The following is a 16,064-nucleotide window of genomic DNA, read 5'->3' as shown; positions in this document are numbered from 1 at the left end:
AACTGGTCAAAAGGTGTTTTAAATTAATGAAGATGAATAATTCAGACGAAGAATTATTTCAGCATCAGTCGTAAATTTTGTGGACTTAAATAAGCCAGTTGCAAACTGTTATTAGCCTTTAATTGCGTCCATTGCTGATTCGCACCACCTGTGCAACCATAACGAATTAAACGCGCGCGGTTTTCTTTTAGGTAGCCATGCTCTAAATCAAAGCACTGATTCCCCTGACGAATCGTTCCCGAAGCTGTGTGCATTTCCCAGACCTGACTGTCTTTAGATGTACTGCAGCTTGCAAGTGAGACCACATTGCCGTTGTTGGTTAAGCACTGATCCATTTCTGCTTTGCTGTGAATACGCCCCAAACCATCATAAATCCACTGCTCAGTTGCATCGCCTGTACAGCCACTTGCTCCACTAATGTAAGCATTTTTCTGACCACTCGCCAAAGTTTCAACTTTCAAACAGTTATTTCTGTTTTTCATTAGTGTTGCTTCAGCCACAATATTTTCATTGCCTAAACCCAATCGCTCCACAAAATTGTGCAATGCTGTTTCCGCTTCAGGCTTAGTCTTTTCTAAATCGGCACGATAAACATTCATCCAGCGGTTTAAACGATAAATCGTATTTTGCTGTTGTTCATAACGCTGTAATTGTTGCTGTGCAGTTGCACTTAGCTCTTGACGATAATCTGCATAAGAATCATACAATAGTTGTGCAGCAGGTTTTAAAGCCACCACAGCTTGACTGGCTTGCGCTTCCAACTGCTTCTGAAAATCAGGCATTTCAACTTTTCTTAAAGCTTCATAGCCATGTGTACGACCAATTTTTACCGCAGGTTGAATACTATCGCTATATTGCGGAATATTCAGTGTCGATAATAACTTCTCGGCATGATTGGCTTTTTTACAGTATAAATTCACCTGTTTTGGCTGCTCAGCAAGTGCTAAATTGACATGCAGTTTATTGGCATTGCTGGTCATACGGTTAGGTGCCAATGCCACGTTCTGATTACGATTGGCATATTGAACATCTAACCAACATGCGGCATTTTCAGCTGCACGATTTGCCACAGGTAAATTATAAACATTACCCCAGTTACTGCGTGCAGCAGGATACAACACACCTTGCTGAGTTTCAGGATCATATCCGCCAATAATAGTAATTACAGGCACACCAAATAAGCGCGGTTTTAAATAATATCCATCGGCACTGTTGTACCAAACCTGATTGGAGCTTGGTACTTTTGGATAAACCACTTCCATTTGGCGTGTGTCTTTATTCCAAATTTTATAACCACTTGGTGAGCTTTCATCCCAAACATGTCGCGCCCCAAAGTGGGGTTGAATCCGAATATGGGTACTGTAACCCGTGTAATGGGTATAACGCGAAATGCTACTGTTGGTTGCACCACCTGACATCGCATCCCAACCATAAGCATATTGTTTCAGGAAGTTAGGCACACCATTTTTGCCATCACCCAAGTTTCGAGTATGCCACGCCAAGTTGCCACGCATTTTATTACGATACGCAATATAGCCCCAACCGCTGTCTGCATGGTGTGCAGCCCAGAACATATTTTCACCTTGTGAACCCGGATAATGCCCAAGACCATAATGATGTCCAATTTCATGGCTAAACTCGTTGCCCACAGAATCATACAGGGTCAACATACCATTACCGCCACTTAAACCATGCGTTTGATCACCATTTGTATATTTACCTCGTGCATGATGGGCAATTACAGTTTGTGTAAGTTGTGGCTGTTGATGACTCAACATCGAGGCACTGGTCACCCCCCAGTTGGCCAAGTTAATTCCTACACTAAAGGTCGATTTTGCAGTATTTTCCCGCATGTCCCCCGAATAGACACCACCTTCACCCGTACTTTGGGTATCATAAATCGTACCGTTAGCGACCATCACCCGATCTAGCTGAATGTCGTCGTATTTAGCCACAGTCATTTGCGCCGCAGGAATGGTTTGGAAATAATCGGTACCCGCTTTTTCAGGCTCTAATAACATATAATGCCCGCCAGACTTCGGCGGCGCAGTCAATAAACCAATACGAATATTGTTGAGTACCAATTCACCCGGTGCTGCAAAATCAATTTTTTCTGCGTCAAGTGCACCACTACGGTTTTTAGAATCAACCAAACGCAGCTTTAAACCGGGACGTACTTCATCCCAATTTAATTTAGCCGACCACGCACGCTTACTATACAGTACCTCGGCACGACCATCTTGATTGCTCTGGTCTGAAGCAGGAATCTGGGTTGGATCAAGTAAAGCAACACGACGTAACAAGCGCTCATTTTGATACACTTCAAGCTGTAAAGTGTCGATATTGTCCATGCCTTGATTTGGCGTAACCAATAATAATGCTTCTTTTTCTGCGGTTAGACGTGGCATTTTTTTCACCTCGTTACCATTCGGGTCAACCACATGCCCTTGAGCAAATTGAATCATTGCCTGAAAATCACCATCTAAATCATTACGCACTTCACGTGATTCAGAATTAGCGTTGTAATCATAAAACCCAAGTGCCGATTGATTGATGACATCTTGTTTAGGTTCAGGGTAAGGATTAGCCACATTACCCACAGGTGGTTGCTGAGGATTTTCCGGTGGTATTGGATTTTCTTGATTTGAATTCCCAGCGGTATCTCCCTCGCCACCACCACCACCACATGCGGCAAGCATGGATGATAATATACATACACTTAATAGACTAAGCGAAAACCGAGTCACACTTTTCATTATTTATTCCACCCCAATGTCAATTTATGACAAAAAAATATAAAAATAAACACATATTTTTCAATGGTTTGTATTTTCATATTAAATAGATGAATAAAATTATGCAATTCTCAAGTTTCATATCACTTTATATTTTCAACACAGTTTTATTAATTTTTCTTTATAAAAATCAGCGAATCCTTAAAACAGCACACAGATTGTTAGACAATATTTGATCGAGTTTGCACTCACAACTGCATAAATTGAAGGAAAAAAAGAGAATAAAATTTGAATTATTTTTTTTAATTTCTGACAGACGGTATTCTATCGTACTGAATGGATAGCACTAGAATATGCGTTCAATGTTCTGCTTAAACTTTCTGACGAAATTGCGAGATATCTAAAGTGTGAATCTGACCGCGCCAAATCCATTTTAGCTTGGATTCTAAAAACTCATCACCTTCAAACCAAACGAATAAACCTTCCATCATGTCTGGCCAATCGGCTTGCGTGACTTCATTACGTCCAGAAATCACCGCGATAATTGCAGCTAAAATCGTATCATGACTCACAGCCAAACTCAGTCCGTATTGGTTGGTTGGATGGGTGTTATAAATCAGCTCAAGGACATCCACGACACCATGAATCGGATGTTTCATGCCGGGCAAGGCATTATTCACAAAACTATTAATAAAGCCTAAAGCACCCTGTTTCTGAAAATATGGGCCTGCCTGTTTGATATCAAGTACAAAGCTTCCTGGTTCCACCAATAAACCTTGTTCTATAATTTCAATGTGATGGGTATTGGGTTCGAGGGTAATGCCATCTGCCCCACGAATCATTAAAGCAGCCGTATCGACACAACGCTGAATAGGACTTGAAATACAGTGTTGAATCACCCGATCTGTATTTCCAACCAAGTAGCCTCCCCATGCTTCGGCTAAATCGCGACCTTGTTCGGTCAATTGTAAATTATAGCCAGCCAAACCCTGACCAACGACAATTTCACGAATAGAATGACGGGTAAACAAAGTCACAGGCGTCTGAGCATCAGGCAATAAATCAATTGCTTTAAGCATACTTGCAGGGAGTAGTTCTAATGCCATGATCTAGCCAAAATTTTAAATTGGTTGCTTGACACTATACCATGTTCAGCACTTTGCTCAATCTGACTTCGCCATAAGTCCAAGTGCTTGTAAGGCAATCTGTTTCATCTGCGTATTTTTATAGGCGATAAAACCACCATTTAACAATGTATCGCGCTGATTATATAAAAATGCCCGCCCCTGAAAATCGACCAACCCACCACCAATTCGTTCCAATAAACATTGTCCTGCACTGGTGTCCCACTCAGAGGTTGGATGAAAACGTGGGTAAATATCGACACGATCTTCCAAAATCATGCAGAATTTATAAGCACTACCTGCTTTTAGTTCTTCAAAATCGATCAACTGCGCCAAGCTTTTTAAATAGTCTGCATAGTGTGATTTTTTTTGACTACTATGGCTTAAACCAATTTTTAGAACTGAAGATGTTACCGTGGGTTCAGACTGATAGAGATACCATTGCTGAGTTAAAGTATGATATTTCAATGGCATACCCTGTTCAGGACAAAAATAAATAGTGTGCTCGCCCGGTACTGCAAGCACAGCAAAAATTGTTAGCGCACCACAAATCAAACTTAAATTAATGGTAAATTCAGGACGTTGATGTAAAAACTCTTTCGTGCCATCCAAAGGATCCAGCAACCAAAACTCCTGCCATTGCTGACGTTGGTCTTGCTCACCTTCTTCTGACAAGATAGGTAAATTGGAGATTTTTGCCAAAGCCTGCATTAAATAATAATTGACTCGATAATCGGCTTGCGTAACAGGAGAATCATCGGTTTTCTTTTCTACATCAAAAGCAGCACCTGAACAATAATCTTGAAATTCCTGATTTAAGATTTCACACGCCTGCTGCATGATTGGCAGCAACTGTAAAATTAAAGTATGCGTTGGCGCTGTTGTTTTTATAAACATAACTATCCTTTTTAGACTGTATCTAAAGGTCTAATTTTTCATTACTTTCATAAAAACATTGTAATAAAATTTACGGCTGATGCGTAGATAAAATTTAGTGGCTAGATATGCTAAATCAAGACTTTATGTGTCAAAGCAATTCATTTTTACTTGAGTTTTTTATTTATTGAGTGCTTAGTTAATTAATCTTTAAATGGATTGGATAATCTTTTTTTAAACATCGATAAAGTGAGTGCACCACTAACCAATAATAAAATACCCACGATCACCAAATAAGTTTCACCACCAAAAAACCAATAATAATTGCAGCAATACCCAATAAACCCAAAATAGTGGTAATGGCAATTCCTAAAATAGACATCACAATTCCTTTTAAATTTATTTAATCATGAAAAATTGTCAATATTCTCAGGTATCGTTCTGTCATATTCATGCCTCTTTTGATAGTTAAAGCGTAACATTTGAGCGCACTTTGCCACATTTATATACAGAACTTATACTGAAATAGACTAAACACGACCTATTACATTTCACTGAGTTTGCTGAATAGCTTAAGTGCAGATTATGACAACTTGATGCATTTTATTTAAACAAACGAAATAACTGTACTTCCTCTGAAATAAGTTTTTTCATACATGATTTTAAGCCTCTAATTCAGCACCCTCATCCACTTGCGGAATATATTCCTCATCCTGAGCAATACATGGCGTAAAAGAAGGGACTTTCAATACTAATTTTACTGATCATTTATGATCAAATTTCGACTTATAAAAGGATTCTAATTCAGGTTGAACCATTCATAGAATTAAGGTATAAAAAAGCCCGATCTGCATCAATCGGGCTAGATTTAAAGGTACACAAATTTGTACACATAATAAAAATCAACCTAGATTTTAAATCAAAAATTAATCAATCCTTTTCCAAAAAAGTTAACTCCCCTTCATCTGAGGTAATTTTAATTTTGACTTTACGATAACTACGTTTATCTGGGTTTAATGCCGACTCTGAAACATGATGGGCGAATTTTTCATCGCCCATTAAATGCGCAAATAATTTATAGCCGATACGCATTTTCTTAATTTTTTTCTTCTTTTTCTCAAACTCATCGAGTTGTTTATCTAAGTGTTTTAAATCTAAATACTGTTGTTCAGCCATTACTAGCTCCCTAATTTAAAAAATTTACCATTCAATTTCTATGCTTGTACAGACAAACAAATACAGAAATATGTCAAAAAAATTGTTTTTGTGAACGCTACAGTTACTTTTTACAACTGCCCCATCTCACCTAATTTATAGGCAACGCATGTACAGTGCTTATTTATTTAGCCTAGCACAATTTGGCGAATAATCAGACAGCATTTTGAGTTATGCCTCAAGCATGTTTAAATGAGCCAGTTTTATTTGCCTTTTGGCAATTGCTTTATGGTTTAGGATGTCTAAATGCACAAAAATATCATCATGTTTGACATGGACGGAACGCTGTTAGATCTCGCTTATGATGATTTTATTTGGAATGAACAACTGCCTATTCGCTATGCAGAATTACACGCCTGTTCTTTAGAGCGCAGCAAAGAAATTTTATACGATTTTTATCAAGCGCATAGCCACACCTTAGAGTGGTATTCCTCACGTTTTTGGACGGCTAAAGTGGGTGTAGATATGCTTGCGATGCAACTTGAATATAAAGATCAAGTCACGTTGCGTCCACAAGCTATCGAGTTACTGGAATATTTAAAAAATAATGGCTATCACATTTGGCTCACCACCAATGCCGATTGTGCAGGTTTAGACTTTAAATTAGCACATACAGGTTTAGCAAAGTATTTTGAAGTGATTGTTAGTTCTGAAAGTATTGGTTATGCCAAAGAGCGCGTTGAATTTTGGCAAACATTGCAACAACAACATGCATTTAATCCTGAAGATTGCTATTTTATAGATGACACCGAAAAGGTACTTAATGGTGCTAAAGCCTTTGGGATTGGACACTTATATAGTATTGCCCGGCCATCCTCAGCAAAACCTACGCGTCAGACTTGTAATTACCCTATGTTGCACCAATTAACAGATTTAATTCCTGTCTTAGAACAATTTGAGGACACTCAAAAATATGCCTAAAACTTCGTCCCACGAAGCCATCGAAACGATCCGAATTGATAAATGGCTATGGGCTGCACGTTTTTTCAAGACTCGCTCTATTGCAAAAGCTGCCATTGAAGGCGGCAAAGTACACCACAATGGCGAGCGTGTTAAAGTTTCCAAAGAAATTCGTGTAGGAACTGAGCTGACCATTCAACAAGGTTTTGATAAGAAAACCGTATTGGTCAAGGCATTATCTGGCGTACGTGGCCCTGCGCCCATCGCTCAGCAACTTTATGAAGAAACTGAAGTGAGTATTGCACGCAGGGAATTGATTGCGACCCAAAGAAAGTTGCATAATCTAGCACGACCTGATCATCGACCAAGTAAAAAAGACCGTCGTGACATCAGCAAATTTAAACAAGAGAATGATCAGCAATTTGACCAATTTTGGTCATATAATGATGATTAAATAGAGCGTCACAGGCTGTCGTACAGCCCGTGATATAAATAGAACTACAGGACAAATTCTGTCACTATATTGCATGTGGAAAAGATTTAAGTAAATGCATCCACTTGAGTATATTGTTTCGTGACATCGTATTGAGGTTGTAAGATGGATGAGAATAAAAGCAAGGCGTTAAACGCTGCGTTAAGCCAGATTGAAAAACAATTTGGTAAGAACACAGTCATGCGTCTTGGTGACAACACTGTGCAAGCGGTAGAAGCCGTATCTACAGGCTCATTGACCCTAGATATTGCATTGGGTATTGGTGGCTTACCTAAAGGTCGTATCATTGAAATTTACGGCCCTGAATCATCAGGTAAAACGACTATGACCTTGCAAGCCATTGCAGAGTGTCAAAAAGCTGGTGGAACTTGTGCCTTTATTGATGCCGAACACGCGCTTGATCCTCAATATGCACGTAAACTTGGTGTAGATATTGACAATCTTTTAGTATCGCAACCAGACAACGGTGAACAAGCTCTTGAAATTGCCGATATGTTGGTACGCTCTGGCGCAATCGACATGATTGTGGTCGACTCCGTAGCTGCCTTAACCCCTCGTGCCGAAATTGAAGGCGAAATGGGTGACTCACACATGGGCTTACAAGCACGCTTAATGAGCCAAGCCTTGCGTAAAATCACAGGTAATGCCAAACGCTCGAACTGTATGGTGATCTTCATTAACCAAATTCGTATGAAAATTGGTGTAATGTTTGGTAGCCCAGAAACCACAACTGGTGGTAACGCATTGAAGTTCTATGCTTCTGTTCGTTTAGATATTCGCCGTGTAGGTCAAGTGAAAGAAGGTGACGAGATTATTGGTTCTGAAACCAAAGTCAAAGTTGTGAAAAACAAAATGGCACCTCCATTTAAAGAAGCATTGTTCCAAATTCTTTACGGTAAAGGTGTTAACCATTTGGGCGAGCTGGTCGATTTAGCTGTTCAACAAAATATCGTGCAAAAAGCTGGTGCTTGGTATTCTTATCAAGGCGATAAAATTGGTCAAGGTAAAAACAACACCATTCGCCATCTTGAAGAACATCCAGAGCTTGCTAAAGGCATCGAAGCGATTATTCGTGAACAACTACTCACGACAGGTCAAGCTGCACCTGTAGAAGATAAAGACGAAGAAGAATTCGACTTACTTGATGTTTAAAGCATGCGCTAAGATGAACACAACAAACTGAATTAAATAGAACGCTCTACGGAGCGTTTTATTGTATATGGAAGCATTACCATGTCTGAAAATAAATTCCCCAAACTGATTGATTATGCTGCGCTAAAACAACAATTTGGCGAAGATGAGCAATCATGTAGCCGAACTGAGCAGATATATTCCGAAACAACGTCTGCCCTGCATTTTGCCTCAAATTCTGCGCCTAACATTAATAAACAATACCCTGCTTATACAGATGCCATTGATGATCAAGAATACATTAAAGACCCTGACGAACAGCAAAGCAAACGCCCAGGACTGACAGGTTCTCGTCTACGTAGCTATGCCTTCGCTGTCTTAACGCGTAAAGAATATTCTAAAAATGACTTAATTGAAAAATTGGCTTTATATGCAGAAAACCGTGATGAAGTGATTGAATTAGTCAATGAACTGGCACGCGAAAATTATCAGAGTGATCAGCGTCTTGCAGAAATGTTACTGGCTAGCCAAAAGCGGCAAGGTAAAGGGCCAAATCGTATTAAAATGGCTCTTAAAAACAAAAAAGTGGATAGCAGTTTAATTTCAGAAGAACTTAAAGAAACTGATTGGGCAGAACAAGCCTATCAACTGAAAGTGAAAAAATTCGGCACAGAAGTCGCAAACGAGCCAAAACTTAAAGCCAAACAAATTCGTTTTTTACAGTATCGGGGCTTTGATATGGATGCGATTATGAAAGCAATTCGTAGGAAAGAGCAGGATTTTTAAAATAGTGGATATAAGATCAAAATAAGTAGAAGATAAATAGAATTATTATTTCAAAACTGGTGGCAACCCTACCAGCAAGCCTTCGGCACATCATAGTTCCACTACCGCTGCTACCTTCCGGTCCTGACGGGGTTCGTAGAGTACAATTGCGAAGTAACCAGCAGGGCTACCATTGCAAAAACAGAGTATAGAGATTTTTAACAAACTTGCAAGCGTTGTTCTGTATTTCCTTTTATAATGCTATCCAATTGATTATTTTAAAAACAATTGAAGACATTTATAGAATAACGTCATTTAAAATTTAGTCTAACTAACCCATCATAAAATTATTTCGAGATTTAAATCCTAGATTTACCCATATTGCGCTGAGATTGATGATAAGTTTGTAAAAGCTTATTGCAATTCCACGCGCGGACGTTTTAAATGTGGAAAATGACTAGATCAACAGGTTGAGTCCAATACGCTTACAAGGACTCACTTATACAAGATTAAGATGGATATTCAATTATGCTAAAAAAGCATGCACTTTGTGCTCTTGCCCTACTGTGCTCAACGTCTGTATTTGCCAATATTCCAATTGAAAGCCACAACCTCAGCCAAAGCAGTGCTGGCTATGCCAATAGCCCTGCGATTGCAACGAGTAATATGGCAACTGCTAATGTACCCACCAATATCAATTGGCAGTTGATGCAAAAAAATCAGCAACTTGAAAATGACATCCGCCAGTTACGTGGCAAAATTGAAGAACAAGACAATGAAATTGCGCAGCTCAAACATGAATTGCAAAATCGCTATACCGATTTAGATCAACGTCTAGAACTGCTCCAACAAAAAATAGACCCTGAATCTGCTCCTGCCGCTGAGGAGGATAACCAAAAAGATACTGCACCCAGCGCCAGCAACAACCAGTTAAACAACAATGCCACGCAATCTGTGCAAAATACAACGCATGTAAGTCCAACAGCTCAAGGTTTAAATACCAATATTGAGCTGGAAAAAGCAGCCTATACTGTTGCATTGGATGCCTATAAACAAGGTGGTGCCAAAAAAGCGATTGCACCTATGCAAAACTTTATTAAAAACCACCCAAACAGTGTGTATATCAGCAATGCGTATTTTTGGTTAGCTGAATTTAATTTAGCAATTGAGCCAACCAATTACACCGAAGCCAAAAAGAATTTTGAAATTGTAGCAACAAAGTATCCCCAATCTGCAAAAGCATCAAGTGCCTTATATCGCTTATATAGCATAGCGCAAGATGTAGATCACAAACCTACTTTAGCAGCGCAATACAAAAGTAAAATTCTGAGCCAATATCCAAAGTCTGAAGAAGCAAGATTTTTAAAATAAGCCAATAAAAAAAGACATCCGAGGATGTCTTTTAATATTCTGAAGCTTGCCGTATTCGGTAAACTCAAACCTTAACGCACAATACCACGTTCAGATTGTTCTAAAGAATCAATTAAACGCTGCGCTTCTGCCACATTTGGCAAAATATCACTGCGAATTTGCTGAATGGCTTGCTCAGTGGTTAATCCAGATTTGTAAATGAGTTTAAAGGCTTCACGAAGACCTTGAATCACATCCTTCGACCAGCCTTTACGACGCATTCCTTCCACATTCATTGCAAATGCATGTGCAGGATTACCAGAAACCATGACATACGCAGGCACATCTTTAAGAATAAGCGATGCACCACCAATCATGCTATAAGAGTCAATTTTACAGAATTGGTGAATACCAGAGTTTCCACCGACAACCACATAATCCCCAACATGCACATGACCTGCCACACCCACGTTATTGGCAAAAATATTGTGATCACCCACCATACAGTCATGTGCGATATGCGTATTGACCATAAGTAAGTTGTGACTACCAATTTTGGTCAGGCTATTGTCTTGCACCGTACCACGATGCAAACTGCAGTGTTCACGAATTTTGTTGTGATCACCAATTTCTAGCCAAGTTTCCTCACCTGCATATTTTAAGTCCTGACAGACCTCACCTACGCTGGCGAACTGGAAAATTTCATTGTGCTGACCAATACGGGTGTAACCACCAATCACCACATGCGAATGAAGTTTTGTACCCTCACCAATCGTTACATTTGGGCCAATAATACAGTATGGACCAATCGTGACATCTGAAGCGATTACTGCAGATGAGTCAATAATAGCGGTTGGGTGAATGAGTGGGTTATTGCTCATGCTTGCTCTGTTTTCTGATGCGAAACCATAATTTCCGCGGTTGCTGCGACGACGCCATCAACGGTGGCGATACAATTATATTTGTAAATGCCTCGTTTTTGCATAACTAATTCAGATTTTAATACAAGTTGATCGCCTGCAACGACTTGTTTTTTAAATCGAACTTTTTCTGCGCCTGCAAAAAGGAACAAAGAACCTGCGCTCGGTTTCTCATTATTCATGATAAAACCTAAAATACCCGACACTTGTGCCATCGCTTCAACGATTAAAACACCTGGCATGATCGGATAATTCGGGAAGTGTCCTTGCAAGAATTCTTCATTGATAGATACGTTTTTATAACCCACGATACCGTTATCAGTGACTTCTACAATGCGGTCTACCAATAAAAACGGATAGCGATGGGGTAAATATTCACGAATGGTTTGAATGTGCATTGGCAATTCAGGTTTAGTGAAGGTGCTAGAATTCGACTCAGTCATCATAATTATTTACGCAATTTAAAAGTTGATTCAAGGGACTCAATTTGAGATTGCATATCATCAAGTCTTTTCACCAATTGGGTCAATGGCACATCTGCTAATTGTCTGAGGCGCACAACAGTACGTTTCCACTTTTGATTTTCAAACAAGCCTATACCTGACGAATATTTTCCTGATTCAGAAATATTATTTGTGACCATTGACATTCCTGTCAAAGTCACATTATCAGCAATATTTAAGTGCCCTGAAATTGCACTTCCACCACCAATGATACAGTTTTTGCCAATTGTCACACTTCCAGCCACGGCTGTTTTTGCTGCAATAGCCGTATGAGCACCTAATTTGACGTTATGTGCGATTTGCACAAGGTTATCAATAATGACACCATCTTCCAAAATTGTATCATTTAGTGCACCGCGATCTACGCTGCAATTCGAGCCAATACGAACGTCATTACCAATAATCACCGAACCCAGCTGTGCAATACGGTGCCATTTGCCTTGATAAGGTGCAAAGCCAAAGCCTTCACTACCAATTACGGTATTGGCATGTATACGCACGCGATGCCCAAGCTTGGCTTCGCCTGTTAGCGTCACATGTGAATCAATAAAACACTGTTGACCAATTTCGACAAAGTCATCAATTTTACAGTGCGATTGCACAATCGTATTGTCACCCACCACACAATTTTCACCAATTACGACGTAATGACCAATATAGGCACTATCGGCGATGATGGCTGATGGATGGATTTGGGCTGTGCTTTCTATACCACGTTGCGTATGCTTGCGCTCAAATACATGGGTTAAAATTGCAAAAGCTAAATACGGATTATCGACCACAATAAAGTTGTGATGATTGTCTAACTCGGCTTGTAGTGAAGCGGTCACAATTAAAGCTCCCGCCTGAGAGCTACGTGCTTGCGCTAAATATTTATCGCCATTCACGAATGCAAGTTGATGCGCCTGAGCAGACTCAAGGCTTGCCAAACCTTGCAAACGTAAATCGGCTTGTCCAATGCATTGACCTTGAACTAAACCAGCAATTTCTTCTAAGCGATAATATTGGGAACTCATTGATTATTTAAGTGCGTTGACCTTTTGGATCATTTTATCAGTTAAATCATACTTCGGGTCATAAGCAAGTGCTGAGTTTTTATTCAAAACCACATCTAAACCATTTTCTTTACGCAATTGTTCAGCAACTTGCTTTAAACGAGTTTCAAAACCATCGTTAATTTTGTGCAATTCTGACTGAACACGGGTTTGTACCACTTGTTGCAAACCATTAAATTCTTTTAGCTTAGCTTGGAATTGGGTATTCATTTTCTGCTTTTCAGCATCAGATAAATTGTTAGATTGTTGCGCACGCTGCTGCATGGTTTCTAACTCTTTGGCCAATTGCTCAAGTTTAGTGGTTTGCGGTTTAACTGATTGTTGCAAGGCCAAATTTTGCTGTTTGAGATAACTGCTGCTTTCAACAACACGCTCCAAGCTCACCACACCATAACCTGCAGCATGCGCCACAGCAGCCATGCTAGACAAACCAAACAATGCCAAACTAAATATTGTTTTTTTCATGTGCTACATCCTATGTTTAAACGATCCAATTTGAGTCGTACTTAGAAAGTACGACCAATTTCAAATTGGATATTTTTGGTGTCATCGCCTTGTTTATCATTCAATGGATATGCATAGCTAAGTGACAACGGACCAATCATGGTAATCCATGTAAAGCCTACACCCACGCTATAACGCATTTCACCGAAGTCAAAGCCGTAGTTGTCTTTACAGTATTGTTTCGCATCTACACCTGGGTCACTTGCCTCACCAGACATATATAACTTACCAGATGGCACATCACACTGCGTATCAAAGACTTGCGCACCTTCAGCAAAAATCACTGGGCGAACTTGACGCGTCCAATCCCCTTTAAATGGTAAAGGCAAAGCCAACTCTGTACCAAATTGGATCAGTGCGTTACCACCCACTTCCTCATAGTCATTATCTTTAGATCTTGATTCACTATAAGTTACACCTGGGTATTTTGGACCCAAGGTACTGTTGTCATAACCACGTACTGAACCAAAACCACCCGCATAGAAGTTTTTATAGAACGGTAAATCATTACCAAAACCTAACTTACCATACCCACGTAAGACAAAATCATGACCTAATGGGAAATAGGCTTGAGCATCATAAGTGACTTTTTGGAATTCTACATCACTGCCCGGTAAGGCAATTTCAGCATTCACACGATGCGACATACCATTGGTTGGGAAAATCGGACGGTTTAAGGTGTTATATGACCAACCCAAGTTTAAGTTATACGTTAGGAAATCACCGTTAAATTCATTATCATAATCAACAGTCTGACCATTACATTTAGTACCAGTTATTTTTGTTGAATCATCAGGATCCTCATACAAGTTTTCTATAGTACCAATACAAACATCTTCAGCTTTGCCAGTTGCCTTACCGCCATGCGCCAATAAGTAATCACGCACATAAGTCGAGACATAAGGCCCTGTAGTCACTTCAGTTTGGTCAATATTTAAACCCGCACTGATGCTTTGGTTTTCATCAATTGGGTAACCAAAGTTAATTCCGCCACCAAAACTGTCTGTCACATAGTTGTTTACGTTATAGTTATCATCTAGCTTGGTTTTACGGTAGTACATGTTGTAACCACGACGCACACCATCAATCGTGAAGTATGGGTCGGTCACACTCAGATTATAATAGTCTTGTGTTTCAGAACGCGACAAATCAATCGAAACCGAATTACCCGTACCTAAGAAGTTAGTTTGGCTTAAACCAGCTTGGAACGTCACACCACCGCTTTGCGAGAAACCTACCGCTAAAGTACTTGTACCTGAGTGCTGTTCTTCTACATTTACATTTAAGTCAATTTGGTCTGGCACATTTGGAATACGCACAGGCTTGACATCAACGGTTTTAAAGAAACCTGTACGCTCTAAACGGACTTTAGACAAATCAATTTTTTCATTGCTTGCCAATGCGCCTTCCATTTGACGCATTTCACGACGCAGTACTTCATCGGCGGTTTTACTGTTACCAGCGAAGTTAATACGACGCACTGTAACTTGCTGACCTGGGTTGATGTAGTAGTTTAAATCTACCAGTTTAGTTTCTTTATCAATTTGCGGAACAATATTCACTTCGGCATAGTAATAGCCTGCATTACCATATTTACGCAGCAACAATTGTTTCACCGCATTCACTTTTTCTTGTGAATAGGTTTCACCATCTTTATAAATTTTCAGTGCCGTAAGTTCTTCTGGTTTGTATAAAGCATCGCCCAAGAACTTGCTTTCGCCAAACTTGAATTGCTCACCTTCATCCACCGAAACTTCAACAAAAATATGCTTTTTGTCTTCGCTCAAATTCAAGCTAGAGTTAGTGATATTGAAGTTGATATAACCTTTATTAAGATATAACGCACGTAATGCTTCCAAGCTTGCTGCCATTTTTTCGCGTGCATAGCGGTCATTACGGGTAACAATCGAACTCCAGCTACTTTCTTTAACTGCAAACGCCTGCTTAATGTCGCTTTCTTTAAATACCGTATTACCAATGATGTTGATATCTACCACTTTGGCAGCTTTGCCTTCAACAAACTCTACAGTTAAATCTACACGGTTATTTGGACGTGCTGTGGTAATGACACGTACATCCGCATCATAACGACCTTGCTGCATATACTGCTGCTCAAGCTCAGATTCTAAAGTTTGTAGTGCTGACTTTTTCAGTACTTCACCTTCAGCCACACCCATTTTCTTTAAGCCATCTTCCAATGCTTCTTTTGGAATCAGTTTATTGCCTTTAAATTCAACCTTAGAAATGATTGGGCGCTCAACCACTTTAAACACTAAAGTGTCGGCTTCACGACTGGCCTGAATGTCATCAAACAAACCTGTGGCATAGAGTGAACGAATCGCATTGGCCAACACTGCTTCATTGACACGATCACCACTATTCACTGGAATCATTCCATAGACATTGGCTGGCGTTAAACGAACAAGACCATCTATTTTTATATCTCGCGCAATAAATTCATCTGCTGCATATACTTGTTGTGTTGCCGCCATT

Annotated in this window: 14 protein-coding genes and 1 other RNA gene; 5 read left to right on the top strand and 10 right to left on the bottom strand. The window is 39.7% G+C overall.

Annotated features, from left to right (window positions below):
• Positions 1–53: 53 nt before the first annotated feature.
• The 4 genes from FTT91_RS05825 to FTT91_RS05810 all read right to left on the bottom strand — a co-directional run bounded on the left by FTT91_RS05825 (position 54) and on the right by FTT91_RS05810 (position 5,911).
• Positions 54–2,699: a M66 family metalloprotease gene (locus FTT91_RS05825; protein WP_257229576.1), complete on the bottom strand. Its 2,646-nt coding sequence runs from the start codon at positions 2,697–2,699 to the stop codon at positions 54–56.
• 407 nt (positions 2,700–3,106) lie between these two features.
• On the bottom strand, positions 3,107–3,841 hold the full coding sequence (locus FTT91_RS05820) for a histidine phosphatase family protein (RefSeq protein ID WP_004976677.1): 735 nt from the start codon (positions 3,839–3,841) through the stop codon (positions 3,107–3,109).
• 57 nt (positions 3,842–3,898) lie between these two features.
• Positions 3,899–4,756: a 3'(2'),5'-bisphosphate nucleotidase CysQ gene (locus FTT91_RS05815; RefSeq protein ID WP_180169133.1), complete on the bottom strand. Its 858-nt coding sequence runs from the start codon at positions 4,754–4,756 to the stop codon at positions 3,899–3,901.
• 909 nt (positions 4,757–5,665) lie between these two features.
• On the bottom strand, positions 5,666–5,911 hold the full coding sequence (locus FTT91_RS05810; RefSeq protein WP_004976684.1) for a hypothetical protein: 246 nt from the start codon (positions 5,909–5,911) through the stop codon (positions 5,666–5,668).
• A 285-nt stretch (positions 5,912–6,196) separates the two neighbouring features.
• Here FTT91_RS05810 and FTT91_RS05805 point away from each other — a divergent pair, with 285 nt between their 5' ends.
• The 4 genes from FTT91_RS05805 to FTT91_RS05790 all read left to right on the top strand — a co-directional run bounded on the left by FTT91_RS05805 (position 6,197) and on the right by FTT91_RS05790 (position 9,260).
• On the top strand, positions 6,197–6,871 hold the full coding sequence (locus tag FTT91_RS05805; RefSeq protein WP_180169132.1) for an HAD-IA family hydrolase: 675 nt from the start codon (positions 6,197–6,199) through the stop codon (positions 6,869–6,871).
• The gene (locus FTT91_RS05800; RefSeq protein WP_019836488.1) at positions 6,864–7,304 is read left to right on the top strand and encodes an RNA-binding S4 domain-containing protein; all 441 of its coding nucleotides are present in this window, start codon (positions 6,864–6,866) and stop codon (positions 7,302–7,304) included. The genes FTT91_RS05805 and FTT91_RS05800 overlap by 8 nt, the downstream gene beginning before the upstream one ends.
• Before the next feature lie 144 nt (positions 7,305–7,448).
• Entirely contained in the window at positions 7,449–8,495 is a 1,047-nt protein-coding gene (gene recA / locus FTT91_RS05795; protein ID WP_004976691.1) for a recombinase RecA, read from the top strand.
• Positions 8,496–8,576: 81 nt separating this feature from the next.
• Positions 8,577–9,260, top strand: coding sequence for a regulatory protein RecX (locus FTT91_RS05790; protein ID WP_180169131.1), 684 nt, complete (start codon positions 8,577–8,579; stop codon positions 9,258–9,260).
• A 66-nt stretch (positions 9,261–9,326) separates the two neighbouring features.
• Here FTT91_RS05790 and ffs read toward each other — a convergent pair.
• Positions 9,327–9,423, bottom strand: an RNA gene (gene ffs, locus FTT91_RS05785) — signal recognition particle sRNA small type.
• Between the two features lie 341 nt (positions 9,424–9,764).
• Between ffs and FTT91_RS05780 the strand changes: the two genes are divergently transcribed.
• Positions 9,765–10,610: a YbgF trimerization domain-containing protein gene (locus FTT91_RS05780; protein WP_180044316.1), complete on the top strand. Its 846-nt coding sequence runs from the start codon at positions 9,765–9,767 to the stop codon at positions 10,608–10,610.
• 71 nt (positions 10,611–10,681) lie between these two features.
• Here FTT91_RS05780 and lpxA read toward each other — a convergent pair whose 3' ends face one another.
• The 5 genes from lpxA to bamA are packed head-to-tail and all read right to left on the bottom strand — an operon-like array spanning position 10,682 to position 15,964.
• Positions 10,682–11,470 carry an acyl-ACP--UDP-N-acetylglucosamine O-acyltransferase gene (lpxA, locus tag FTT91_RS05775; RefSeq protein ID WP_019836491.1) on the bottom strand — a complete coding sequence of 263 codons (789 nt, stop codon included), beginning with the start codon at positions 11,468–11,470 and terminating at the stop codon, positions 10,682–10,684.
• Positions 11,467–11,955, bottom strand: coding sequence for a 3-hydroxyacyl-ACP dehydratase FabZ (gene fabZ / locus FTT91_RS05770; RefSeq protein WP_004976697.1), 489 nt, complete (start codon positions 11,953–11,955; stop codon positions 11,467–11,469). The genes lpxA and fabZ overlap by 4 nt, the downstream gene beginning before the upstream one ends.
• 2 nt (positions 11,956–11,957) lie before the next feature.
• The gene (gene lpxD / locus FTT91_RS05765; protein ID WP_180169130.1) at positions 11,958–13,028 is read right to left on the bottom strand and encodes a UDP-3-O-(3-hydroxymyristoyl)glucosamine N-acyltransferase; all 1,071 of its coding nucleotides are present in this window, start codon (positions 13,026–13,028) and stop codon (positions 11,958–11,960) included.
• Between the two features lie 3 nt (positions 13,029–13,031).
• Positions 13,032–13,532, bottom strand: a complete 501-nt coding sequence (locus tag FTT91_RS05760) for an OmpH family outer membrane protein (RefSeq protein WP_180169129.1) — start codon at positions 13,530–13,532, stop codon at positions 13,032–13,034.
• A gap of 41 nt (positions 13,533–13,573) precedes the next feature.
• Complete coding sequence (gene bamA / locus FTT91_RS05755; RefSeq protein WP_373686106.1) at positions 13,574–15,964, bottom strand: outer membrane protein assembly factor BamA; 2,391 nt, start codon at positions 15,962–15,964, stop codon at positions 13,574–13,576.
• Positions 15,965–16,064: the final 100 nt, after the last annotated feature.

This window comes from Acinetobacter sp. YH12021 (assembly GCF_013420145.1).
GTDB classification, from domain to species: Bacteria; Pseudomonadota; Gammaproteobacteria; order Pseudomonadales; family Moraxellaceae; genus Acinetobacter; species Acinetobacter towneri.
Note: the sequence above shows the minus strand (reverse complement) of the source record. Positions and strands in the feature narration are given on the sequence as shown.

Coding starts and splice junctions, on each gene's coding strand:
- FTT91_RS05825 (WP_257229576.1), bottom strand. CDS start 2,699: ATGCTTGCCGCATGTGGTGGTGGTGGTGGCGAGGGAGATACCGCTGGG.
- FTT91_RS05820 (WP_004976677.1), bottom strand. CDS start 3,841: ATGGCATTAGAACTACTCCCTGCAAGTATGCTTAAAGCAATTGATTTA.
- FTT91_RS05815 (WP_180169133.1), bottom strand. CDS start 4,756: ATGTTTATAAAAACAACAGCGCCAACGCATACTTTAATTTTACAGTTG.
- FTT91_RS05810 (WP_004976684.1), bottom strand. CDS start 5,911: ATGGCTGAACAACAGTATTTAGATTTAAAACACTTAGATAAACAACTC.
- FTT91_RS05805 (WP_180169132.1), top strand. CDS start 6,197: ATGCACAAAAATATCATCATGTTTGACATGGACGGAACGCTGTTAGAT.
- FTT91_RS05800 (WP_019836488.1), top strand. CDS start 6,864: ATGCCTAAAACTTCGTCCCACGAAGCCATCGAAACGATCCGAATTGAT.
- recA (WP_004976691.1), top strand. CDS start 7,449: ATGGATGAGAATAAAAGCAAGGCGTTAAACGCTGCGTTAAGCCAGATT.
- FTT91_RS05790 (WP_180169131.1), top strand. CDS start 8,577: ATGTCTGAAAATAAATTCCCCAAACTGATTGATTATGCTGCGCTAAAA.
- lpxA (WP_019836491.1), bottom strand. CDS start 11,470: ATGAGCAATAACCCACTCATTCACCCAACCGCTATTATTGACTCATCT.
- fabZ (WP_004976697.1), bottom strand. CDS start 11,955: ATGATGACTGAGTCGAATTCTAGCACCTTCACTAAACCTGAATTGCCA.
- lpxD (WP_180169130.1), bottom strand. CDS start 13,028: ATGAGTTCCCAATATTATCGCTTAGAAGAAATTGCTGGTTTAGTTCAA.
- FTT91_RS05760 (WP_180169129.1), bottom strand. CDS start 13,532: ATGAAAAAAACAATATTTAGTTTGGCATTGTTTGGTTTGTCTAGCATG.
- bamA (WP_373686106.1), bottom strand. CDS start 15,964: ATGATTCCAGTGAATAGTGGTGATCGTGTCAATGAAGCAGTGTTGGCC.